This is a genomic window from Leisingera sp. ANG59 (assembly GCF_013317235.1).
Lineage (GTDB): Bacteria > Pseudomonadota > Alphaproteobacteria > Rhodobacterales > Rhodobacteraceae > Leisingera.
In genome coordinates this window covers 21,616-43,031 of the sequence record NZ_WLCM01000036.1, presented here as the reverse complement: position 1 = coordinate 43,031, position 21,416 = coordinate 21,616, and the positions used below count along the sequence as shown (strand labels likewise).

Genomic DNA, 21,416 nt, shown 5'->3' with positions numbered 1-21,416 from the left:
ATGAAGGCCGCATCGTCTCCGGCGGCAACTTCCATGCGGAATACGTGGGCTTTGCCGCCGACCAGATCGCGCTCGCCGTGGCCGAGATCGGTGCCATCGCGCAGCGCCGGGTGGCGCTGATGGTGGATCCGACCCTGAGCCACGACCTGCCGCCGTTCCTGACGCCCGATCCGGGGCTGAACTCGGGCTTCATGATCGCCGAAGTCACCACCGCCGCGCTGATGAGCGAGAACAAGCACCTCGCCAACCCCTGCGTCACCGACTCGACGCCCACCTCGGCCAACCAGGAGGACCACGTGTCGATGGCGGCCCACGGCGCGCTGCGGCTGTCGAAGATGACCGCCAACCTCTCGGTGATCCTCGGCGTCGAGATGCTCTGCGCCGCGCAGGGGGTGGAGGCGCGGGCGCCGCTGAAAACCTCGGCCCGCCTGCAGGATGTGCTGATGATGCTGCGCGAGGAGATCCCGGCACTGGCGGAGGACCGTTACCTCGCGCCCGACATTGAGGCCGCAAGCGCCATGGTCCGCGCGGGACGGGTTGCGGATGCCGCGGGCGTGGAGGTCTCGGCATGATCGAAGTCACTCAAGGCGCATCCCCGCTGGTGCTGGGCCTGCCCCACACCGGCACCGATGTGCCGCCGGAAATCTGGGACTGCCTGAACGAGACGGGCAGGGCGCTGGCGGACACAGACTGGCATATCCACGACCTGTATTCCGGGCTGGTGGAGGACATTACAACCGTGCGTACGCCGGTCCACCGCTATGTGATTGACGTGAACCGCGATCCCTCCGGAATCAGTCTCTATCCCGGGCAAAACACCACCACTTTGGTGCCGCTCACGGATTTTGACGGGCTGCCGATCTGGCAGGAGGGCAAGGAGCCGGATGAGGCGGAAATCACCCGCCGCCGCGACGCTTATCATGCACCCTATCACGCGGCGCTGGAGGCGGAGATGCAGCGGGTGAAGGCGATCTACGGCTTTGCCATCCTCTACGACTGCCACTCGATCCGCGGTGACATTCCGTTCCTGTTCGAAGGCCGCCTGCCGGATTTCAACGTGGGCACCAACATGGGTGAAACCTGTGACGCGTCGATTGAGGCGCTGACCGTGGCCCATTGCGCGGCGGCGGAGGGCTATACCTCCACCCTCAACGGCCGTTTCAAGGGCGGCTGGACCACCCGCTATTACGGGCGCCCTGCGGACGGCCTGCACGCCATCCAGATGGAACTGGCGCAGGCGACCTACTGCCAGGAAAGCCCCCCCTGGACCTATCTGCCGGAGCGCGCAGATGCTTTGCGCGCCCATCTCACCAACATTCTTACTGATCTCAAAAACTGGAGGCCCTCGGCATGAGCGATCCCCGCAAGAACACCCGCGACATCTTCCCGCCCACCGGCCCAGAAATCACCGCCAAGTCCTGGCTCACTGAGGCACCGATGCGGATGATGATGAACAACCTGCATCCCGACGTCGCGGAAAACCCGCATGAGCTGGTGGTCTACGGCGGCATCGGCCGCGCCGCGCGCACCTGGAAGGATTTCGACCTGATCGTCGAAAACCTGAAGAACCTGGAAGAAGACCAGACCCTGATGGTGCAGTCCGGCAAGCCGGTTGGCGTGTTCCAGACCCACAAGGACGCGCCCCGCGTACTGATCGCCAACTCCAACCTGGTGCCGCATTGGGCCAACTGGGACCACTTCAACGAGCTCGATAAGAAGGGCCTGATGATGTACGGCCAGATGACGGCCGGCTCCTGGATCTATATCGGCACGCAGGGCATCGTACAGGGCACCTACGAGACCTTTGCCGAGGCCGGTCGCCAGCATTACGGCGGTGACCTGAAGGGCAAGTGGATCCTGACCGGCGGTCTTGGTGGCATGGGCGGCGCGCAGCCGCTGGCTGCTGTATTCGCCGGTGCCTGCTGCCTCGCGGTGGAGTGCAACCCCGACAGCATCGACTTCCGCCTGCGCACCAAATACCTGGACGAGAAGGCCGAAACCCTGGACGAAGCGCTGGAGATGATCGAGCGCTGGACCAAAGCGGGCGAGGCGAAATCCGTGGGCCTTCTGGGCAACGCGGCTGAGATCTTCCCGGAGCTGGTGAAACGCGCCGAAGCAGGCGGTATCCGTCCTGACATCGTGACCGACCAGACCTCCGCGCATGATCCGGTCAACGGCTACCTGCCGCTGGGCTGGACCATGGGCGAATGGAAAGAGCGCCGTGAGAGCGACAAGAAAGCGGTTGAGAAGGCCGCCCGCGCCTCGATGAAGGTTCAGGTAAAGGCGATGTGTGATTTTCACGCCATGGGCGTGCCCACGGTCGATTACGGTAACAACATCCGCCAGATGGCGCTGGAGGAAGGGCTGGAGAACGCCTTTGACTTCCCCGGTTTTGTGCCCGCCTATATCCGCCCGCTGTTCTGCAAGGGCATCGGCCCGTTCCGCTGGTGCGCGCTGTCGGGCGATCCGGAGGACATCCGCAAGACCGACGCCAAGATGAAGGAGCTGTTCCCGGAGAACGAGGGTCTGCACCGCTGGCTGGACATGGCGCAGGAACGCATCGCCTTCCAGGGCCTGCCTGCGCGGATCTGCTGGATCGGGCTGGGTGATCGCCACAAGGCGGGCCTCGCCTTCAACGAGATGGTCCGCACTGGCGAATTGTCGGCGCCGGTGGTGATTGGCCGCGACCACCTGGACTCGGGCTCCGTGGCCTCCCCGAACCGTGAGACCGAGGCGATGATGGACGGCTCCGACGCGGTATCCGACTGGCCGCTGCTGAACGCGCTCTTGAACACCGCTTCTGGCGCCACCTGGGTGTCGCTGCACCATGGCGGCGGCGTGGGCATGGGCTTCTCGCAGCATTCCGGCGTGGTGATCTGCTGCGACGGCACCGAGGACGCCGACCGCCGTATCGGCCGCGTGCTGTGGAACGACCCGGCCACCGGCGTCATGCGCCACGCGGATGCGGGGTATGACATCGCCAAGGACTGCGCGCGCGAGCACGGGTTGAACCTGCCCGGCATCCTGGGCTGACGTCCGAGCGAGAGAAGGGCAGAAATCCGGCGCGGATTTCTGCCATGAAAAATCGATTTTTCATAGCCGTTTCCCTCGCAGGGAAACGGCTATTTTTCGTTCAGCAGCCGTTCAGCGGTGTGTTTGGCATCGCTCAGATGCTGTTCTATGGCAGCCTGCGCAGCCTTTGCATCCCCTGACACAATCGCTTCGCAAATGTCCTGCATATGGGCGGGGCCGGGTTTCTGGCGCTCCGCGGTCGACAGCGTCACCGCCCGCAAGCGGCTGATGCGGCCGTTCAGACGCTGGGCGATTTCCCAGGCGACGTTGTGGCCGGCGCCGTCGAAGATGATCCGGTAAAACTCTGTCGTGGCGCGCAGCATCGGGGTGGGCACGCCTGCGGCCACGGCCTCTTGCAGGCTCTGCAGCGCCGCCTTCAGCTGTTCTGCAAGCTGCGGCGTGATGTTGCGGGCGCATTCGGTGGCGGCGGCGGTCTCCAGCATCTGGCGGATGTCGTAGATCTGCCGCGCGTCGGCCCATGTAAGCCGCGCCACAATCGGCCCCTTGCCGGGCAGGATCTCCACCAGCCCCTCTGCCTCCAGGTACCGGATGGTTTCGCGCACCACGGTGCGGCTGACGCCAAGCTGGTCGCACAGGGGCCGCTCCACCAGCCGCTCGCCGGGGGCAAACTGGCCGGAGATGATCGCCTCGCGCATCCGCTCCTGCACGATGTCGCGCAGGGTCTGCGGCTGGTGGTCGATTTTGCTCATGATGGGGTTGGTCATAGTTCTTCCGATAACAACGGGGGCAGGGCGGAACAAGTCTGCATTGACATACTGTATGATGGTATACCATAATACGGCAACTGGAATCAGACAAGAAAGACCCGCCCATGCCCGCCGAAATCCGCAAGACGCTGCTGCATGTTGAAGAAACCCTGATCGAGGGCGGCAAGGCGGCGGAAACGCCGCTGAAAATGATTGCCGCGGTGGCGGTGATCAAAAACCCCTGGGCCGGGCAGGGCTTTGTCGAGGACCTGCGCCCGGCGATCCACGACTGTGCGCCGGGGCTGGGCGAGAAGCTGACCGCGATGATCCTGGAGGCCGCTGGCGGCGGCGACCGGGTGGAGGGCTACGGCAAATCCGCCATTGTCGGCGTCAACGGCGAGGTGGAGCATGCCTCTGCCCTCATCCACACGCTGCGCTTCGGCAACCATTTCCGAGAGGCGGTGGGGGCGAAGTCCTACCTCGCTTTCACCAACACCCGCGGGCCGGCAAACGCCTCGCTGCAGATCCCGCTGATGGACAAGAACGACGGCGGGCGGCGCAGCCATTACCTGACCATCCAGCTGTCGGTTGCCGATGCGCCGGGCCCGGATGAGATCGTGATTGCGCTTGGCGCCTCGATCGGCGGGCGGCCGCATCACCGCATCGGCGACCGCTATCAGGACCTGAAGGAACTGGGCCATGACGTCGACAACCCTGCCGCTGTCTGAGCCTTACGGTGCCGTCTCCTGCCTCAGGGCAGGGGAGGGGGCGCCGCTGGTGCTGATCCACGGGGTCGGCATGCAATCGGCGGCCTGGGGGCCGCAGATCGAGGCCCTGTCGGCCAGCCATGAAGTGATTGCGCTGGACATGCCCGGCCACGGCGGCAGCGCGCCGCTGCCGGAGGGGGCGGAACTGCCGGGTTACGTGGCGTGGTTGCATGCGGTCTTGCAGGCTCTGGATCTAGGGCCGGTTAGCCTGGCGGGCCATTCCATGGGCGCGCTGATTGCCGGCGGCTATGCTGTCAGCCATCCTGAGAATGTGGCCCGGGTGGCGCTGCTGAATGGGGTGTTCCGCCGCTCTGCCGAAGCACGGGCTGCGGTTGAGGCGCGTGCCGCGGAAATCCGCGCGGGCAGCTTTGATCTGGAAACACCGCTGGCGCGCTGGTTCGGGCAGAGCGAGACCGACCAGGCAGCACGGGCGCAGGTGGGGGAATGGCTTTCGGGCGTGAACATGGATGGCTATGCCGCCGCTTACAGCGCCTTTGCCCGTGGCGACAGCACCTATGCGGACGGTTTCGGCGATACTCGCTGCCCGCTGCTGGCGCTGACCGGCGACGGGGATCCGAACTCGACGCCCGCAATGGCGCAGGCCATGGCCGATGCCGCGCCGCAGGGCAGGGCGGTTGTCATCGAGGGCCACCGGCATATGGTCAACCTGACTGCACCCGCAGCGGTCAACGCGGCCCTGCACGACTGGCTGAACACGGAAGGAGCGACGACATGAGCGAGATCGACCCGCGCGCCCTGCGAAACGCATTCGGCACCTTCATGACCGGCGTCACCGTGGTGACAACGCACGATGCGGACGGCAACCCCATCGGCTTCACCGCCAACTCCTTCACCTCCGTGTCGCTGGACCCGCCGCTGGTGCTGGTCTGCATTGCCAACTCCTCCAGCAACTACGCGGCGTTCGAACAGGCGGGCGGCTTTGCCGTCAATGTGCTGGCCGAGGACCAGAAGGACGTCTCCAACACCTTCGCCCGGCCCGTCGAGGACCGTTTTGCCGCCGTCAGCTGGCAGCAGGGGCCGCAGGGCAGCCCGGTGTTCGACGGCGTTTCCGCCTGGTTCGACTGCTCCATGCACAACCGGGTCGAAGCCGGTGATCACCTGATCCTGATCGGCCGGGTAGAAGCATTTGAAACCTCGCCCGCGCCGGGGCTGGGATACGCCCGCGGCGCCTATGTGACCGCTGCGGCAGAGGCCGAGGCCCTCAGCCAGGGCGCCAAGCTCATCGTCTCGGCCTTGATCGAGCATGAGGGCAAGGTGCTGCTCATGGGCAACGATCAGGGTAAGCTGACTCTGCCGGAAATCCGGGTCGGCAAGGAGGGCGCCTCAGCCGCGCTCGCCAAGCTGATTGCGGACACCGGTGTCGAGGCGGAGCCGGGGTTCATCTATTCCGTTTACGAAGACAAAGCGCGCGAACATCAGCACATCTCGTTTCTGTGCCAATCGGCCGGCGGCACACCGGCCAAGGGGGTTTTCACACCGCTGACCCAATCCACGCTGATGGACATTGCCGACGCGGCGATGTGCACCATGCTTGAACGGTTCGCGAGTGAATCCCGGATGGGCAATTTCGGGGTGTATTATGGCAATCAGACCACCGGGCAGGTCCGCCCCGTGGCGACAGGGAGCAAGGGCGCATGAAATTTTCCCTCTTTGCGCATATGGAGCGGATTTCCGCGGCAGACGATCAGAAGCGGCTTTATGACGAGTTCATCCAGCTGTGCAAAATCGCCGATGACGGCGGTATGCATGCGGTCTGGACCGGCGAACATCACGGGATGAACTTCACCATCTCGCCGAACCCGTTCCTGAACCTGATTGACGTGGCGCGGCATACCAAGAACGTGCGTCTGGGGACGGGGACGGTGATTGCGCCGTTCTGGCATCCGATCCGGCTGGCGGGCGAGGCGGCGATGACCGACATCATCACCGAGGGCCGCCTGGACCTGGGCATCGCCCGGGGCGCCTATTCGTTCGAATACGAGCGGATGATGCCCGGCATGGATGCCTGGGAGGCGGGCCAGCGAATGCGGGAGCTGATCCCGGCGGTGCAGGGCCTGTGGCAGGGCGATTACGCGCAGGAGGGGGAGTTCCACTCCTTCCCGAAAACCACCTCTTCGCCCAAGCCGCTGCAGCAGGACGGCCCGCCGATCTGGGTGGCGGCGCGCGACCCGAACAGCCACGAATTTGCGGTTGCGCAGGGGTGCAACGTGCAGGTGACGCCGCTGTGGAAAGGCGACGAGGAAATCGCTGACCTGATAGGCAAGTTCAACGATGCCTGCGCCAAGCACAGCGATGTGCCGCGGCCCAAGATCATGCTGCTGCAGCACACCTATGTGGCCGACAGCGCCGAGGATGTGAAACGCGGGGCCGAGGAACTGAACCGGTTCTACTGCTACTTCGGGGCGTGGTTCATGAACCAGCGCGAGATCAGCCAAGGCCTCATCGACCCGCTGAGCGACGAGGAGATTGCCGCGCATCCGTTCTACTCGCCCGAGGCGATGGAGCGCGATCTGGTGATCGGCGAACCGGCGGCGGTGATCGAGCGGCTGAAGAAATACGAGGCCCTAGGCTATGATGAGTATTCGTTCTGGATCGACTCCAGCATGAGTTTCGAGCGCAAGAAAGCCTCGCTTGAGCGGTTCATCACCGAAGTCATGCCGGCGTTTCAGTAAGGGAGCCTGAGAATGCAGTCTTTCCAGCAGTACATAGGCGGAGCGTTTGAGGACGCAGGAGAAACCTTCGAGAGCCTCGATCCGGCCACCGGAAAACCCTGGGCGCAGATGCCGGCCGCTTCGGCGGAGGATGTGGACCGTGCGGTGCGGGCTGCAGAGGCTGCGTTCTTCTCGCCTGAATGGGCCGGGATGAATGCTACCCAGCGCGGCAAACTGTTGATGCGGCTGGCCGATCTGGTGGCAGAAAACGCGCCCTGTTTGGCAGAGCTGGAAACCCGCGATACTGGCAAGATCATCCGCGAAACCTCTGCCCAGATCGCCTATGTGGCGGAATACTACCGCTATTACGCAGGGCTGGCGGACAAGATCGAGGGCGCGCATCTGCCGATCGACAAGCCGGACATGGAGGTCTGGCTGCGGCGCGAGCCGGTGGGCGTGGTGGCCGCCATCGTGCCTTGGAATTCGCAGCTGTTCCTGTCTGCGGTGAAAATCGGCCCGGCGCTGGCGGCGGGCTGCACGGTGGTGCTGAAGGCGTCCGAGGAAGGCCCGGCGCCGATGCTGGAATTTGCCCGGATCTTTGACCAGGCGGGCTTTCCGCCCGGTGTGCTGAACGTGATCACCGGCGGGCCGCAGGCAGGCGCGGCGCTGACCAGCCACGCATCGGTGGCCCATGTGGCGTTTACCGGGGGGCCGGAGACCGCGCGGCATATCGTGCGCAACTCGGCAGAAAACCTTGCCTCCACCTCCTTGGAGCTGGGCGGCAAGTCGCCCTTTATCGTGTTTGACGATGCCGATCTGGAAAGCGCGGTGAATGCGCAGGTGTCGGGGATTTTTGCCGCCACCGGGCAAAGCTGTGTCGCAGGTTCGCGGCTGGTGATCCAGAAGGGGATCAAGGACGCGTTCCTGAAGCGGCTGAAGCAGAAGGCCGAAGAGGTGGCGATCGGCGCGCCGGATGACATGGCAACCGAAGTGGGGCCGCTCTGCACCCTGAAACAGCGCGACCATGCGGTGCAGCTGATCGAGGCGTCTGTTGAGGCCGGTGCGAAACTGATCGCTGGCGGGACCGTGCCGGAAGGGGAGGGGTTCTTCTTCCCGCCCACGGTTCTGGATTGCTCCGATGCGCCGGAGGCACCCTGCCTGTCGAACGAATTCTTCGGCCCGGTGCTGTCGGTGGTGGAGTTCGAGACCGAAGCCGAGGCCATGGAGATTGCCAACAACACGGCCTTCGGCCTGGCCTCGGGCGTGTTTACGCAGAACCTCACCCGCGCGCACCGGATGATCCGTGGCATCCGGGCCGGTATCGTCTGGGTCAACACATACCGCGCCGTCAGCCCGATTGCGCCCTTTGGCGGCTACGGGTTGTCCGGCCACGGGCGAGAGGGCGGCCTGCAGGCGGCGCTGGATTACACCAAGGTCAAAGCGGTTTGGCTGCGCACCAGCGATGATCCGATCCCGGACCCCTTTGTGATGCGCTGACCTGGTTCGGCGAAATCTCTGGACGCGGGCGCTGATCCGGTCACACTGGACCCCGTACGGCGGCCACACCGGCCGCGGAGTAAGGAGGTGTGTGATGAGTGACTCGGTTTACAAGACGGTGGATGTGGTCGGCAGTTCGCAATCCAGCATCGAGGATGCCATCAGGGGGGCCATTGCCCGCGCGTCCAAGACCATTGACCACATCGGCTGGTTCGAGGTCGGTGAGATCCGCGGCCATGTCGAGGACGGCAAGGTCGCCCATTATCAGGTCGGCTTGAAGATCGGGTTCCGGCTGGATTGATCCGGCAGAGACGGGCGCAAGTGGCGCGGCGGCGCGGATGCACTATCTGGAGGCGCAGATCCCCATAGGGAGCGTTTCCGGATGCAGATCAGCCCGCGCAGAGTGATCGTGCTGGGTGGCACGGGGTTTCTTGGCCGCCGGGTGGTGCGGCGTCTGCAGCAGCAGGGCTGCAGCGTCAGCGCAGGCACCCGCACGCCCGGGGCGCCGCCGCCGGATGAGTGGGAGCCGGGGGTGGAGCAGGTGCAGACGGATCTGGCACAGCAAAGCGTCATGGCCCGTGCCCTCAGCGGTGCAGGATGGGTGGTCAATTGCATCGGCTTTTACACGGAAACCCGGCAGCAGGATTTTCAGAGCGTGCATGTGGAGGGCGCCCGCAGGGTCGCCCGGCTGGTGCGGCAGACTCCGGGCCAGCGGCTGATCCATATTTCCGGCATCGGCGCCAGCCTGCATTCGCCCTCGGCCTACGTGCGGGCCAGGGCCGAGGGGGAGGCAGCCGTGCGCAGTGCCTGCCCGGATGCGGTGATCCTGCGGCCCAGCGTGATGTTCTGCCAGGGCGGCACATTTTTCGGGGACCTGCAGAAAATTGCCGCGCAACTGCCGGTGATTCCGCTGTTCGGCCGCGGCCGGACCCGGCTGCAGCCGGTCTGGGTCGAGGATGTGGCAGAAGCGGTGGCCCGCGTCAGGGACGGCCCCCGGGCGCAGCGCAAGGTGTTCGAGCTGGGCGGGCCGGATGTGCTGGCCTACCGTGACATCCTGCAGCGGCTGGCGGCCCGCACCGGCCGCCGCCGCCTGCTGCTGCCGGTGCCGTTTTTTCTGTGGCGGCTGGCGGCGGCGCTGCTGTCGCCGCTGCCCAGGCCTCCGGTTACCCCGGCACAGATTGCACTGATGCGGCGGGACAATACCGTGGGCGCGGGAGTTGCGGGGTTCACAGATCTGGGGATCAAGCCGCATTCACCCGTGGCGATGGGTCTGGTGTAGGATAGCAGGATGCCGGCGCCGCCCTTAGCGGTTCTGGCCGCCGCTGGTTTTCGCCATCCAGGGTTTTTCCTGCACCCGGGCCTCGCGGATGGTCCGGCCGTAGTGCCCGCTGAAGGACCGCCCCAGAGAGGAGGCGGAGGAAAACCCGCAACGCAGTGCAATCTGCTCGAGGCTCAGATGGGTTTCCTCCGACAGGTAGCGGGCGTGCTGGAGCCGCAGCATCTTGTAATACTTGCCCGGTGTCATGCCGAGCTCGCGCTGGAACGCCCGCGCCAGGGTGCGTTCCGACAGGGACACGCGTTTTGCCAGTTCTGCCGTGCTCAGCGGGGTTTCGATGGTTTCTGCCATCAGGTTCGCCGCCCTAAGGATCTTGGGTGAGCCCTTCTGCTCCAGCCGCGCGGCGCCGCGGTTCAGCTCCGACTGGCGCGAGGGGTCGTAGACGAACATGGTCGAGGCGCCGAAGGCGGCCGCCGAGCCGTAGAGGTCCTGGATCAGGCTCAGCATCATGTCGAGCGCGGTACTGGCGCCGCCGCAGGTGAGGAACGGGCCGGACCGTACAAACCGCGCGGTGGAAACCTCCACTTTGGGAAAGGTCTCGGCAAAGGCGTCCAGCTCCTGCCAGTGGATCGTCGCCGCATGCCCGTCCAGCACCCCGGCCGCAGCCAGCAGCCATGCGGCGGTATCGAGCGCCAGCACCAACCTGGCAGCCCGTGTGGCGGTCCTGAGCTTGGCCAGCAGGGCAGGCGTCACCTGTTCGCGCACATGGTAGCCTGCAACCAGAACCAAGGTGCGGTTGGCCTGGCGTTCGTCGAATGCCCCGTCCGGCGTGATCTGCAGCCCGCTGGAGCTGCGGACTGGCGCCCCGTCCAGAGTGCTCACACGCCAGCCCGCGACGTCCTGGCCGGAGTTCATCCGCACGTCGCGCAGCGGCTCCATGGCGCTGGCCAGCACCATGTTGGAAAACCCGTCGAACAGCAGGAATTCGAAAACTGGCGGCTGATTTGGCTGCATGTGTATATTTTTTGACCGAAACTGTATAAATGCTGCGTCAACTCCTGCGCTAATCACGCAGGAAGTCAAGCATCTTGACGATCCGCCGACGACCACCTGACGCCCGCTCTCTAACCACTGATACCTCCATGACCACCGCTCCTCTTCTCTGGCAGCCGGATCTTTCGGCGCGCCGCAAACCTCTGCTGTCCGGTTTCATGTCGCAGGCTTCTGCGATTGCCGGAACACCGCAGGACAGCTTTGCCGGACTGCACGCCTGGTCGGTTGCGCAGCCGCAGGACTTCTGGCCGCTGGCCTGGGAGTTCTGCGGGCTGAAGGGCGATCCGGGCACGGTGCCGCTGCTGGCCCATCAGGACCCGATGCAGGCCCGCTTCTTCCCCGAAGCGCGGCTGAACGTCGTGGAGACATTCCTGAAGAACGCGGATGGGCGCGAGGCGATTGTGTTCATCGGCGAGGACGGCCGCCGCTCGGTCTGGACCCGTGCCGGGCTGAAGCGCGAGGTGGAAATGCTTGCCGCCGCGCTGCGGGAGGCCGGGATCGAGGCGGGCGATCACGTCGCGGGCTATGTGCCGAACATGCCGCAGACCGTTGCGGCGATGCTGGCCACCGCCTCGCTGGGCGCGGTCTGGTCCTCCTGCGCGCCGGAGAGCGGCCCGGATGTGGTGGTCGACCGGTTTGGCCAGATCGAACCCAAGCTGATTTTTGCCGCCGACGGTTATTTCTACAACGGCAAGACGTTTGAGACCCGCGCCGCCATTGCCGAGGTCGCCGCCCGCGTGCCGTCGATCCAGCAGATCGTGGTCTGGCCTTATGCGGGTGATGCTGCGGACCTGCCGGAGGGCATGACCGCCTATGAGGCCTTCAAGCAGGCGAATGCCCCGGCGCTGGACTGCCGTGTGATGGGCTTCCGCGATCCGCTTTATGTGATGTTCTCCTCCGGCACCACCGGCAAGCCCAAGTGCATCGAGCATTCCGGCGGCGGCACCCTGTTGCGGATGCTGGTGGAGCAGCAGCTGCACTGCGACCTGCGTCCGGGCGACTGGATGTTCTATTACACCACCTGCAACTGGATGATGTGGAACTGGCAGGTGGCGGCGCTGGCCTCCGAGGCCGTGATCGTGCTGTTTGACGGCAACCCGATGTATCCCGGCATCCGCCGGCTGTTCGATCTGGCCGAGGCTGAGAAGGTCACCCATTTCGGCATTTCCGCCAAATACATCGATGCCTCGCTGAAGCGCCGCAACCGGCCTGCGGACAGCCATAATCTGGATAATCTGCGGGTGGTTCTATCCACCGGCTCGCCGCTGTCGCCTGAGGGCTTTGCCCATGTCTATGCCGACTGGAAGGCGGATGTGCAGCTGGCCTCGATCTGCGGCGGCACCGATATCCTGGGCTGTTTCATCGGCGGCTGCCCCCTGCTGCCGGTGCATCAGGGCGAGATCCAGGCGCCGATGCTGGGGCTGGATGTGGCGACCCTGAACGATCAGGGCGACCCGGTTGAGGGCACGGCGGGGGAGCTGGTCTGCCGCAATGCGCATCCGTCGATGCCGACGCGGTTCCTGAACGACCCCGGCGATGCCCGCTACCGCGCCAGCTATTTCGAGACCTATCCCAATATCTGGCGGCAGGGCGATTTCACCATCCGCACGGAACAGGGCGGCTATGTGGTGCTGGGCCGCTCGGACGCGACGCTGAACCCCGGCGGCGTGCGGATCGGCACGGCGGAAATCTACCGGCAGCTCGACAAGATAGACGAGGTCGCGGATGCGGTGGTCGTGGGCCAGAGCATCGACAACGACGTGCGGGTGGTTCTGTTTGTGGTTCCGGCCGAGGGTGCAGCGCTCGACGATGCGCTAACTGCCCGGATCAAAACGGAAATCCGCAAGAACGCCTCGCCGCGCCACGTGCCCGCGAAAATTATCGCCGTCGCTGATATCCCGCGCACCAAATCCGGCAAGACCGCCGAGCTGGCGGTGCGCGATGTGGTGAACAATCACCCCGTCCGCAACCTCTCCGGCCTTGCCAACCCGCAGGCGCTGGAACTGTTTGCGGATCACCCTGAATTGCAAGCTTAACCCCAAAGGAGCGAGACCATGCCCCTGACCATGAACCGAGACGTCTTCATCACTGCAGCCGTGACCGGCTCTGGCGGCACCCAGGACAAATCCCCCCATGTGCCGCGCTCACCCAAGCAGATTGCCGAATCCGCAATCGCGGCGGCCAAGGCTGGCGCGGCGGTGGTTCATTGCCATGTGCGCGACCCTGAAACCGGCGCACCGTCCCGGAAACTTGAGTATTATCGGGAGCTTACCGACCGCATCCGCGATTCCGAGGTGGATGTGGTGCTGAACCTGACCGCGGGCATGGGCGGCGACATCGTGTTCGGATCGACCGAAGCGCCGCTGCCGGTGAATGAGGCGGCGACCGACATGATCGGTGCATCCGAGCGGATGGCCCACATCGCCGAATGCCTGCCGGAAATCTGCACGCTCGACTGCGGCACCATGAACTTTGCCGAGGCCGATTACGTGATGACCAACACGCCGGGCATGCTGCGGGCGATGGGGCAGATGATGACCGATCTGGGCGTGAAGCCGGAGATCGAGGCGTTTGACACCGGTCACCTGTGGTTTGCCAAGCAGTTGGTAAAAGAGGGAATTCTGGAACCGAACGCGCTGGTGCAGCTGTGCATGGGTGTTCCGTGGGGCGCACCGAACGATCTCAACACCTTCATGGCGATGGTCAACAATGTGCCGACGGACTGGACCTGGTCGGCGTTCTCGCTGGGCCGGGACCAGATGCCCTATGCGGCACAGTCGGTGCTGGCGGGCGGCAACGTGCGGGTCGGCCTTGAGGACAACCTGTTCCTCGACAAGGGCGTGCTGGCCACCAACGCGCAGCTGGTGGAGCGCGCGGTTGGCGTGATCGAGGGCATGGGCGCCCGGATCATCGGCCCCGACGCGGTTCGCGAGAAGCTGGGCCTGAACAAGCGCGCGMCGGTGGCGAAATAAGCGGAAATGCGGGGGTGTCCTGCGTGCACCCCCTGTACACCCCCTGTGCACCGGCGGGCGCACAGGGAGGGCGATCAGAGGATAGATCATGAAAACAGCAGCAATCATCGGCGGCGGGGTTATCGGCGGCGGCTGGGCCGCGCGGTTCCTTTTGAACGGCTGGAACGTGCGGGTGTTCGACCCGGACCCGGAAGCGGAGCGCAAGATCGGCGAAGTGCTGGCCAACGCCCGCCGCTCGCTGCCGTCGCTTTATGACAAGGCGCTGCCGGCCGAAGGCGAACTGACCTTCCACACCGACCTGGCCGAAGCGGTGGCAGATGCCGCCTGGATCCAGGAAAGCGTGCCGGAGCGTCTGGATCTGAAGCACAAGATCCACGCTCAGCTTCAGGAGCACGCACCGGCATCTGCGGTAATCGGCTCGTCCACCAGCGGCTTCAAACCGTCGGAGCTGAACGCCGAAGGCGCCCGCGCGGTGGTGGCGCATCCGTTCAATCCGGTCTACCTGCTGCCGCTGGTCGAATTGGTGGGCGATGCGGACACTTGCGCGCAGGCCGCTGACATCCTGCGGTCTGTGGGCATGTACCCGCTGACCGTGCGCAAGGAGATTGATGCGCATATCGCCGACCGTCTGCTGGAAGCGGTCTGGCGCGAGGGGCTGTGGCTGATCAAGGACGGTATCTGCACCACCGAGGAGCTGGATGAATCGATCCGCATGGGCTTTGGCCTCCGGTGGGCGCAGATGGGCCTGTTCGAGACCTACCGGATTGCCGGCGGCGAAGCGGGCATGAAGCATTTCATGGCGCAGTTCGGCCCGGCGTTGGAATGGCCCTGGACCAAGCTGATGGATGTGCCGGAGTTCACCGATGAACTGGTGGACCTGATCGCGGGCCAGTCGGATGCGCAGTCCGGCCATATGTCCATCCGCGCGCTGGAGCGGCTGCGCGATGACAACCTGGTCGGCATGATGCGGGCGCTGAAGAAATCCGGCAGCGGCGCTGGCGGGGTCATCAACACCCATGAGGCAACGCTGCCCGTGCCGGACGCGGTGGAACTGCCGGTGACCGTCAGCCGCCCGGTGCCGCAGAGCTGGACCGACTACAACGGCCACATGAACGAGGCGCATTACACCGAGGCCTCGGCCCAGGCGACCGACCGGTTCATGGAGATGATCGGCTGCGACGCCGAATATATCGCCGCGGGCGGCAGCTATTTCACCGTCGAGAACCATGTGCGTTTCCTGGATGAGCTGCACGAGGGCGATGCGCTGACCGTGACCACCCAGGTGCTGAAAGGCGTAGGCAAGAAGATGCATCTGTTCCACCGCCTGTTTGGGCCCGAGGGCAAGCTGGCGGCGACGGTGGAGACGCTGCTGCTGCACATGGACCTGAACGCGCGCGGCACCTCGCTGCCGTCGCCGGAGGTGGCGGACAAGCTGGCGTCCTTTGCCGCCGCGCACGCAGGCCTGCCGCTGCCGGAAGGCGCCGGGCGCCACGTCGGCCAGCGCGGATGACTTGGAAACCCGGCGGCTCGCGCGCTGCCGGGTTTCTGTTTGCGGGCCGGGTTTCCTCCCCAATCCGGCCCGTTTTTTCAGTTTGGCCTGCTGCGGATGCGGCGGCAGGGGGAGGACCAAGCCGAAGCGCGGAGCCATCGGGAGGGCTTCATCCCGCCGTGCGCTCCGTTCAGTTTTCCGCGGGTGGAGGGCCCCGGGGCTGAAGAATCTGAAACAAATGGGAGGACCAAATGTCTGAAGATAATTCCAACAGCCACCTGGTGGCGAAGTCCGGTTTCTTTGCCGGTCTTCATCCGGGGATGGGCACGGCGGCGAAGGGGATGATCGCCTTCTTTGTCATTTTCACGGTTTTGAACGTGGATCTGGCGGGCGGTCTGTACAAGTCGGTGCGGGCCTGGATCGAAGGCTGGTTCAGCTGGTTTTACATTTCCCTGCTGATCGGAGTCATGTTCTTCTGCTTCTGGCTGATGGCCTCGAAGTTCGGCAAGCTGCGGCTGGGCGATGACGATTCCCGCCCCGAGTTCGGCAATTTCAGCTGGTTTGCGATGCTTTTCTCGGCGGGGATCGGGGTCGGCATCCTGTTCTTCGGTGTGGCTGAGCCGATCTTCTATTTCGACAACTCCGGCGCTTTTGGCTACCCGAACAACCCGCATGCCGATATGGCGGGCCATATGGAGATGGACATGCTGCGCGCCCGGGATGCGATGCGGGTGGCCTTCTTCCATTGGGGCTTCCACGGCTGGGCGCTGTATGTGCTGGTCGGGCTGTGCCTCGCTTATTTCGGCTTCCGCAAGAAGCTGCCGCTGACCATGCGCTCCACTCTGTACCCGATCCTGGGCGAGCGGATCTATGGCCCCTGGGGCCATCTGGTGGATCTGCTGGCGGTGTTTGGCTCTGTTTTCGGCATCGCGACCTCGCTGGGGCTGGGCTCCACCCAGATTGCCACCGGGCTGAACGTGCTGTTCGGGCTGGAGGTGACGCTGACCCTGAAGATCGCGCTGATCGTGATCGTGTCGGTCATTGCCACGGCATCCACCGTGTCCGGTGTGGCGCGCGGCATCCGGTTTATCTCCGAGTGGAACATCTGGCTGTCCATCGCCCTGCTGCTGGCCTTTGTTGTGCTGGGGCCGGGTAAATGGCTGATGGCGTTCTTCATCACTTCGCTGGGGGATTACCTGTGGAACTTCATCCCGATGGGGTTCTGGACCGCGACCGAAGCGCCGAATGTTGCATGGCAGGGCGGCTGGACCATCTTCTACTGGGGCTGGTGGATCGCCTGGGCGCCGCTGGTGGGCATTTTCATCGCCCGCATTTCCTATGGCCGCACCATCCGCGAGTTCATGGTCGGGGTGCTGTGCGTGCCGACAGTGGCGGTGTTCTTCTGGCTGTGCATCTTTGGCGGCACCGCGATCTGGCAGGAAATGCACATGGCGGGCGGACCGGCGGCGGAAGGCGGCGCGGGCATCATTGCCACCGTCCGCAACTGGGAGCTGCCGGGGGCGCTTTATGGCACCATTGCCAACATCGGCCAGACCTCCTGGATGGGCGATATGAGCTGGACCGCCTGGCCGATGTCGCTGCTGGCAACGGTTCTGCTGGTCAGCTGGTTCGTGACCTCGGCGGATTCGGGGACGCTGGTGATCACCACCATGCTGTCGATGGGCGACGAGAACCCGCCGAACAAGTTCCGCGTCATCTGGGGCGTGGGGATCGGCGCAACCGCCATCGCGCTGTTGATGTCGGGCGGGCTGAGCGCCCTGCAGACGGCGCTGATTGCGACCGCCTTCCCGATCTCCTTCCTGCTCATCGCGATGGTCTGGGGCCTGTGCAAATCGCTGCGCGAGGATCCCTCGGCCGCGCCGATGCAGGCGGAGCCGCTGGCAACACCCGATGGGACCCACATGACCCAGGACCTGCCCGCCTGAGGCAGCATTGCGGGCCGAAAAGAAAAAGCGCCGGGCTGTTGAGGCCCGGCGCGTTCTGTTTGCTAGACGGCAGCCGGATCAGTCGCAGGCGGCGGTGACGATGATCTCGACCTTGAGTATCTCGCGGGCCAGCTTGGCCTCGCCGCAGGCGCGGGCCGGGGCGTGGCCTTCGGGGACCCAGGCATTCCAGACCTCGTTCAGCTCGGCGAAATAGGACATGTCCGAGAGCCAGATCACGGTCTGCAGCAGGCGGGTCTTGTCGCTGCCGGCCTCGGCCAGCAGGGCGTCGACCTTGGCGAGGATCTCGCGGGTCTGGTCCGCGGCGGTCTCGGCCTCGGACACCTGGCCGCTGAGGTAGACGACGCCGTTGTGCTTGACGATTTTGCTGGAGCGGGCGGTGGTGCCGATGCGGGTGATGGTCATGATATGTGCCTTTCCTGTGATGAGCTGCCGCGGTCATAGCCGCGGCGGCTGCCGTCGGAAAGGGGCGGCAGATCGGGCCAATCAGATCAGGCAGGTCTTGGCGGCCAGTTCATCAATCAGCACGCGCTGGTTTTCGCTGTAATCGACGGGCACGTCGATCAGGTGCACGCCGCCCGCGGCAAAGGCGGCTTCAAAGACCGGCGCCAGGTCCCCGGTCTGCTCGATCCGGTGGCCGGTGGCGCCATAGCTGGCGGCGTATCGCACGAAATCGGGGTTGTTGAATTCCAGTCCCCAGTCGGCAAAGCCTTCATGCGCCTGTTTCCAGCGGATCATGCCATAGGCGCTGTCGTTCAGCACCGTGACCACCAGATTCAATCCCAGCCGCACTGCCGTTTCCAGCTCCTGGCTGTTCATCATGAAGCCGCCGTCGCCGCAGATTGCCATCACCCGGCGGTCCGGGTTCAGAAGCGCCGCCATCATCGCCGAGGGCAGGCCCGCGCCCATCGTCGCCAGCGCGTTGTCCAAGAGCACGGTGTTGGGGTGGCAGGCCTTGTAGTTGCGGGCATACCAGAGCTTGTAGATGCCATTGTCGAGCGCGATGATATCGTTTTCACCCATCACCTTGCGGGTATCCGCAACTAGCCGCTGCGGGATAACCGGAAAGCGCGGATCATCGGCGCCTTCGGCGATGTGCGTGTCGGTCTCCGCCTTCATGCGCTTGAAGAAGCTGCGGTCAAAGTTCAGCGGACCGCCCAGGATTTCGCCCAGCCGGGTGATGGATCCGGCCAGATCGCCGACCACCTCCAGCTGCGGGAAATAGACCTGGTCGACCTGCGCGGCCTTGTAGTTCACGTGGATGACCCTGGTGCCGCCCTCAACCATGAAGAAGGGCGGCTTTTCCACCACGTCGTGGCCGACGTTGATGATCAGGTCGGCGCGTTCGATGGCGCAGTGCAGGTAATCGCCGTCCGACAGCGCAGCGGTGCCGAGGAACAGATCGGAGCTTTCGTCTACCACGCCCTTGCCCATCTGGGTGTTGAAGAAGGGGATCTGCACCTGCTCGATGAAGTCGCACAGGGCCGCGCGCGCCTTGCGGCGGTTGGCCCCGGCGCCGACCAGCACCAGCGGCATCTTTGCGGCGCGGATCATTTCAGCCGCTTCCGCCAGAACAGCCTCGTCCGGCACTGCATAATGTCGCGGGTGCGGGGGGATGACAGCGGCATCGGTGTGTTCCGCCGCGATGTCCTCCGGCAGCTCCAGCAGCACCGCGCCGGGGCGTTCCTCCTCCGCCACGCGGAAGGCCTCGCGGATCAGTGCGGGGATGGTGTTGCCGTGCACGATCTGGCGCGCCATCTTGCAGACCGGATCAAACAGGTTGACCACGTCGATGATCTGGAACCGGCCCTGTTTCGATTTCTTGATTGGCTTCTGGCCAGTGATCATGATCAGCGGCATCGCGCCGAGATGGGCATAGGCCGCTGGCGTGGCCAGGTTGGTGGCGCCGGGGCCAAGCGTTGCCATGCAGACGCCCGGTTTGCCGGTGAGGCGGCCATAGGTCGCCGCCATGAAACCGGCGCCCTGCTCATGCCGGGTCAGCACCAGCTTGATCGTCGAGGTGCGCAGCGACTCCAGCAGGTCGAGGTTTTCCTCGCCCGGAACACCAAAGACGTATTCGACGCCTTCGGCCTCCAGCGCGGCCACAAGAAGGTCGGATGCTTTGGCAGGTCGGTCAGAATCTGGCATGGAGGCTCCTTTGGTGGTCAGGGCGGGCGGTTTATTGCGCGGCGTGCTGCTGGGCCTGTTCCGGGTACAGCTCTGCCATCGATACCGAGCGGCCGCTGTCCAGCACGATCCGCGCGTGATAGCGGCGCAAGAGCCGCGGTTCGGTGACGCCGCAGCTGTGGGCGAGAATGGTCACCTCCTTGACCATGTTCCTGGCGTAAGAGGCGACCCGTTCCGCCTTGTCGGCGGGGTCGAGGCCGAACTGCAGCTTGGGGTTATGGGTGGTGATGCCGGTGGGGCAGGTGTTCTTGTTGCACTGCAGCGCCTGGATGCAGCCGAGCGCAAACATGAAGCCGCGCGCCGAGTTGACGAAATCGGCACCGGCGCAGAAGGCCCAGGCGACCTCTGACGGGTTGATCAGCTTGCCGCTGGCGCAGATCTTGATGCGCTGGCGCAGCCCGTAGCGGGTGAGGACATCCACCGCCTTGGGCAGGCTTTCGCGCAGGGGCATGCCCATGTTGTCAATCAGGCTCATCGGGGCGGCGCCGGTGCCGCCGTCGGCGCTGTCGATGGTGATGAAATCCGGCGCGCTGGCCTCGCCGCGGGACAGGATTTCCTGGCAGAGGCCGTCGAGGAAGCCATGGGTGCCCAGCACCGCCTTGAACCCCACGGGCTTGCCCGTCACCTCGCGCGCATAGGCGATCATGTCGAGGAGTTCGCCCACGTTGGAGGCCTCCGGGTGGCGGTTGGGGCTGATTGCGTCCTCGCCCGGCGTCAACCCGCGGATGGCGGCGATTTCCTCTGTCACCTTGGCGCCTGGCAGGATGCCGCCCTTGCCGGGCTTGGCGCCCTGGCTGAGCTTCAACTCGAACATGCGGACGGTTTCATGCGCGGCGACCGCGCGCAGCTTGTCCTCGTCAAAGCCGCCCTCGGGCTTGCGCACGCCGAACTTGCCGGTGCCGATCTGGAACATGATGTCGCAGCCGCCCTCCAGATGGTAGGGCGACAGGCCGCCCTCGCCGGTATTGAGCCAGATGCCGGCCTTTCTGGCGCCGCGCGACAAGGCGCGGACGGCGGGGACGGAGATGGCGCCGAAGCTCATGCCGGAGATATTGAAGATCGACGATGTGGTGTAGGGCGTGCGGGCATAGGGGCCGATAGTGACCTCGGCAGGCGGGGTGGCGCCGTGTTCGAGGTCCGGGAACGGCGCGTTGGCGAAATAGACGGTTCCCGCCGGGCGCAGGTCGCGGGTGGAACCGAAGGCGACGGTGGAATCCACGTTCTTGGCGGCGCGGTAGACCCAGGAGCGTTCGGCGCGGTTGAACGGCATCTCCTCGCGGTCGAGGGCGAAGAAATACTGCCGGAAGAACTCTCCCAGGTGCTCGAACAGGTAGCGGAAGCGGGCAATCACCGGGTAGTTGCGCCGTAGGGTGCTGGCGGTCTGGGTCTTGTCGCGGATGTAGATCGCAAGCAGCCACAGGAGGCCGGCGCCGATGGCGAAAATGAAGGCGTAGGACAGGATTTCGAGCAGCGCCAAAACGGTGCTGGATATCTGGGACATGGTTTCCTTCGCTCCTTTGCGGCCGGGCTTGGGCCTGGCTTTTGCTTTTCTAGACTGCGCCATTACGGTTGAATTTGCAGCCGCGGGGCGGTCACATCCTCGGGAGCCGCAGCGGCGGCGTGCAGAGCGCTGTCCCAGGACGCAACATGCCGCCGCCCGGAAAGGTTCCGCCCGGTGCAGGTCTTGTTTCCGGATACTGCGGCAGGCGCGCTGAAGTTGTCCAGCCTTGGCAGCGGGGCGAGGCTGGAGCGGGCCGCGG

19 protein-coding genes are annotated in these 21,416 nt (G+C 65.0%); 14 read left to right on the top strand and 5 right to left on the bottom strand.

Annotation, left to right across the window (positions count from 1 at the left end; genetic code table 11):
• The 3 genes from GKC28_RS21205 to hutU all read left to right on the top strand — a co-directional run.
• Nucleotides 1-572, top strand: a 572-nt coding sequence (locus GKC28_RS21205; protein ID WP_174148986.1) for an aromatic amino acid lyase, incomplete at its 5' end; no start/stop codon positions are given.
• Nucleotides 569-1,354, top strand: coding sequence for an N-formylglutamate deformylase (gene hutG, locus GKC28_RS21200; RefSeq protein ID WP_174148985.1), 786 nt, complete (start codon nucleotides 569-571; stop codon nucleotides 1,352-1,354). The genes GKC28_RS21205 and hutG, both read left to right, overlap by 4 nt.
• Complete coding sequence (hutU, locus tag GKC28_RS21195) at nucleotides 1,351-3,033, top strand: urocanate hydratase (RefSeq protein WP_174148984.1); 1,683 nt, start codon at nucleotides 1,351-1,353, stop codon at nucleotides 3,031-3,033. Before hutG ends, hutU begins: the two co-directional genes overlap by 4 nt.
• An 89-nt stretch (nucleotides 3,034-3,122) precedes the next feature.
• Here hutU and GKC28_RS21190 read toward each other — a convergent pair whose 3' ends face one another.
• The gene (locus GKC28_RS21190) at nucleotides 3,123-3,797 is read right to left on the bottom strand and encodes a GntR family transcriptional regulator (RefSeq protein WP_174148983.1); all 675 of its coding nucleotides are present in this window, start codon (nucleotides 3,795-3,797) and stop codon (nucleotides 3,123-3,125) included.
• A 107-nt stretch (nucleotides 3,798-3,904) separates the two neighbouring features.
• Here GKC28_RS21190 and GKC28_RS21185 point away from each other — a divergent pair, with 107 nt between their 5' ends.
• The 7 genes from GKC28_RS21185 to GKC28_RS21155 all read left to right on the top strand — a co-directional run bounded on the left by GKC28_RS21185 (nucleotide 3,905) and on the right by GKC28_RS21155 (nucleotide 9,994).
• Entirely contained in the window at nucleotides 3,905-4,507 is a 603-nt protein-coding gene (locus GKC28_RS21185) for an amino acid synthesis family protein (protein WP_174148982.1), read from the top strand.
• A complete protein-coding gene (locus GKC28_RS21180) occupies nucleotides 4,479-5,282 on the top strand; it encodes an alpha/beta fold hydrolase (protein ID WP_174148981.1) in 804 nt (267 codons plus the stop codon). The genes GKC28_RS21185 and GKC28_RS21180 overlap by 29 nt, the downstream gene beginning before the upstream one ends.
• Nucleotides 5,279-6,205: a flavin reductase gene (locus tag GKC28_RS21175; protein ID WP_174148980.1), complete on the top strand. Its 927-nt coding sequence runs from the start codon at nucleotides 5,279-5,281 to the stop codon at nucleotides 6,203-6,205. The genes GKC28_RS21180 and GKC28_RS21175 overlap by 4 nt, the downstream gene beginning before the upstream one ends.
• Complete coding sequence (locus GKC28_RS21170; protein WP_174148979.1) at nucleotides 6,202-7,239, top strand: LLM class flavin-dependent oxidoreductase; 1,038 nt, start codon at nucleotides 6,202-6,204, stop codon at nucleotides 7,237-7,239. Before GKC28_RS21175 ends, GKC28_RS21170 begins: the two co-directional genes overlap by 4 nt.
• A gap of 12 nt (nucleotides 7,240-7,251) precedes the next feature.
• Complete coding sequence (locus GKC28_RS21165; RefSeq protein ID WP_174148978.1) at nucleotides 7,252-8,715, top strand: aldehyde dehydrogenase; 1,464 nt, start codon at nucleotides 7,252-7,254, stop codon at nucleotides 8,713-8,715.
• Nucleotides 8,716-8,809: 94 nt separating this feature from the next.
• Nucleotides 8,810-9,016, top strand: a complete 207-nt coding sequence (locus GKC28_RS21160) for a dodecin (RefSeq protein WP_174148977.1) — start codon at nucleotides 8,810-8,812, stop codon at nucleotides 9,014-9,016.
• 81 nt (nucleotides 9,017-9,097) lie between these two features.
• The gene (locus tag GKC28_RS21155; RefSeq protein ID WP_174148976.1) at nucleotides 9,098-9,994 is read left to right on the top strand and encodes a complex I NDUFA9 subunit family protein; all 897 of its coding nucleotides are present in this window, start codon (nucleotides 9,098-9,100) and stop codon (nucleotides 9,992-9,994) included.
• Between the two features lie 24 nt (nucleotides 9,995-10,018).
• Here GKC28_RS21155 and GKC28_RS21150 read toward each other — a convergent pair whose 3' ends face one another.
• Nucleotides 10,019-11,005, bottom strand: coding sequence for a GlxA family transcriptional regulator (locus GKC28_RS21150; protein WP_174148975.1), 987 nt, complete (start codon nucleotides 11,003-11,005; stop codon nucleotides 10,019-10,021).
• A 128-nt stretch (nucleotides 11,006-11,133) separates the two neighbouring features.
• Here GKC28_RS21150 and GKC28_RS21145 point away from each other — a divergent pair, with 128 nt between their 5' ends.
• From GKC28_RS21145 to GKC28_RS21130, 4 genes are all read left to right on the top strand, one after another.
• Entirely contained in the window at nucleotides 11,134-13,080 is a 1,947-nt protein-coding gene (locus GKC28_RS21145) for an acetoacetate--CoA ligase (RefSeq protein ID WP_174148974.1), read from the top strand.
• 18 nt (nucleotides 13,081-13,098) lie between these two features.
• Complete coding sequence (locus GKC28_RS21140; protein WP_174148973.1) at nucleotides 13,099-14,016, top strand: 3-keto-5-aminohexanoate cleavage protein; 918 nt, start codon at nucleotides 13,099-13,101, stop codon at nucleotides 14,014-14,016.
• Nucleotides 14,017-14,104: 88 nt separating this feature from the next.
• Complete coding sequence (locus tag GKC28_RS21135) at nucleotides 14,105-15,526, top strand: carnitine 3-dehydrogenase (protein WP_174148972.1); 1,422 nt, start codon at nucleotides 14,105-14,107, stop codon at nucleotides 15,524-15,526.
• Nucleotides 15,527-15,756: 230 nt separating this feature from the next.
• Nucleotides 15,757-17,451 (top strand): BCCT family transporter, encoded by a 1,695-nt coding sequence (locus GKC28_RS21130; protein WP_174148971.1) that lies wholly within the window; start codon nucleotides 15,757-15,759, stop codon nucleotides 17,449-17,451.
• Between the two features lie 78 nt (nucleotides 17,452-17,529).
• Here GKC28_RS21130 and GKC28_RS21125 read toward each other — a convergent pair whose 3' ends face one another.
• The 3 genes from GKC28_RS21125 to GKC28_RS21115 all read right to left on the bottom strand — a co-directional run bounded on the left by GKC28_RS21125 (nucleotide 17,530) and on the right by GKC28_RS21115 (nucleotide 21,157).
• The gene (locus GKC28_RS21125; protein WP_039148384.1) at nucleotides 17,530-17,874 is read right to left on the bottom strand and encodes a RidA family protein; all 345 of its coding nucleotides are present in this window, start codon (nucleotides 17,872-17,874) and stop codon (nucleotides 17,530-17,532) included.
• Between the two features lie 81 nt (nucleotides 17,875-17,955).
• On the bottom strand, nucleotides 17,956-19,617 hold the full coding sequence (locus tag GKC28_RS21120) for an acetolactate synthase large subunit (RefSeq protein WP_174148970.1): 1,662 nt from the start codon (nucleotides 19,615-19,617) through the stop codon (nucleotides 17,956-17,958).
• 31 nt (nucleotides 19,618-19,648) lie between these two features.
• A complete protein-coding gene (locus GKC28_RS21115; protein ID WP_174148969.1) occupies nucleotides 19,649-21,157 on the bottom strand; it encodes an FMN-binding glutamate synthase family protein in 1,509 nt (502 codons plus the stop codon).
• Nucleotides 21,158-21,416 lie beyond the last annotated feature (259 nt).

Bases quoted from the DNA above. Each gene is read 5' to 3' on its own strand.
- hutU (WP_174148984.1), top strand. From the start codon at position 1,351: ATGAGCGATCCCCGCAAGAACACCCGCGACATCTTCCCGCCCACCGGC.
- GKC28_RS21115 (WP_174148969.1), bottom strand. From the start codon at position 21,157: ATGTCCCAGATATCCAGCACCGTTTTGGCGCTGCTCGAAATCCTGTCC.
- GKC28_RS21130 (WP_174148971.1), top strand. From the start codon at position 15,757: ATGTCTGAAGATAATTCCAACAGCCACCTGGTGGCGAAGTCCGGTTTC.
- GKC28_RS21120 (WP_174148970.1), bottom strand. From the start codon at position 19,617: ATGCCAGATTCTGACCGACCTGCCAAAGCATCCGACCTTCTTGTGGCC.
- GKC28_RS21145 (WP_174148974.1), top strand. From the start codon at position 11,134: ATGACCACCGCTCCTCTTCTCTGGCAGCCGGATCTTTCGGCGCGCCGC.
- hutG (WP_174148985.1), top strand. From the start codon at position 569: ATGATCGAAGTCACTCAAGGCGCATCCCCGCTGGTGCTGGGCCTGCCC.
- GKC28_RS21160 (WP_174148977.1), top strand. From the start codon at position 8,810: ATGAGTGACTCGGTTTACAAGACGGTGGATGTGGTCGGCAGTTCGCAA.
- GKC28_RS21175 (WP_174148980.1), top strand. From the start codon at position 5,279: ATGAGCGAGATCGACCCGCGCGCCCTGCGAAACGCATTCGGCACCTTC.
- GKC28_RS21125 (WP_039148384.1), bottom strand. From the start codon at position 17,874: ATGACCATCACCCGCATCGGCACCACCGCCCGCTCCAGCAAAATCGTC.
- GKC28_RS21135 (WP_174148972.1), top strand. From the start codon at position 14,105: ATGAAAACAGCAGCAATCATCGGCGGCGGGGTTATCGGCGGCGGCTGG.
- GKC28_RS21185 (WP_174148982.1), top strand. From the start codon at position 3,905: ATGCCCGCCGAAATCCGCAAGACGCTGCTGCATGTTGAAGAAACCCTG.
- GKC28_RS21180 (WP_174148981.1), top strand. From the start codon at position 4,479: ATGACGTCGACAACCCTGCCGCTGTCTGAGCCTTACGGTGCCGTCTCC.
- GKC28_RS21165 (WP_174148978.1), top strand. From the start codon at position 7,252: ATGCAGTCTTTCCAGCAGTACATAGGCGGAGCGTTTGAGGACGCAGGA.
- GKC28_RS21155 (WP_174148976.1), top strand. From the start codon at position 9,098: ATGCAGATCAGCCCGCGCAGAGTGATCGTGCTGGGTGGCACGGGGTTT.
- GKC28_RS21190 (WP_174148983.1), bottom strand. From the start codon at position 3,797: ATGACCAACCCCATCATGAGCAAAATCGACCACCAGCCGCAGACCCTG.
- GKC28_RS21170 (WP_174148979.1), top strand. From the start codon at position 6,202: ATGAAATTTTCCCTCTTTGCGCATATGGAGCGGATTTCCGCGGCAGAC.
- GKC28_RS21150 (WP_174148975.1), bottom strand. From the start codon at position 11,005: ATGCAGCCAAATCAGCCGCCAGTTTTCGAATTCCTGCTGTTCGACGGG.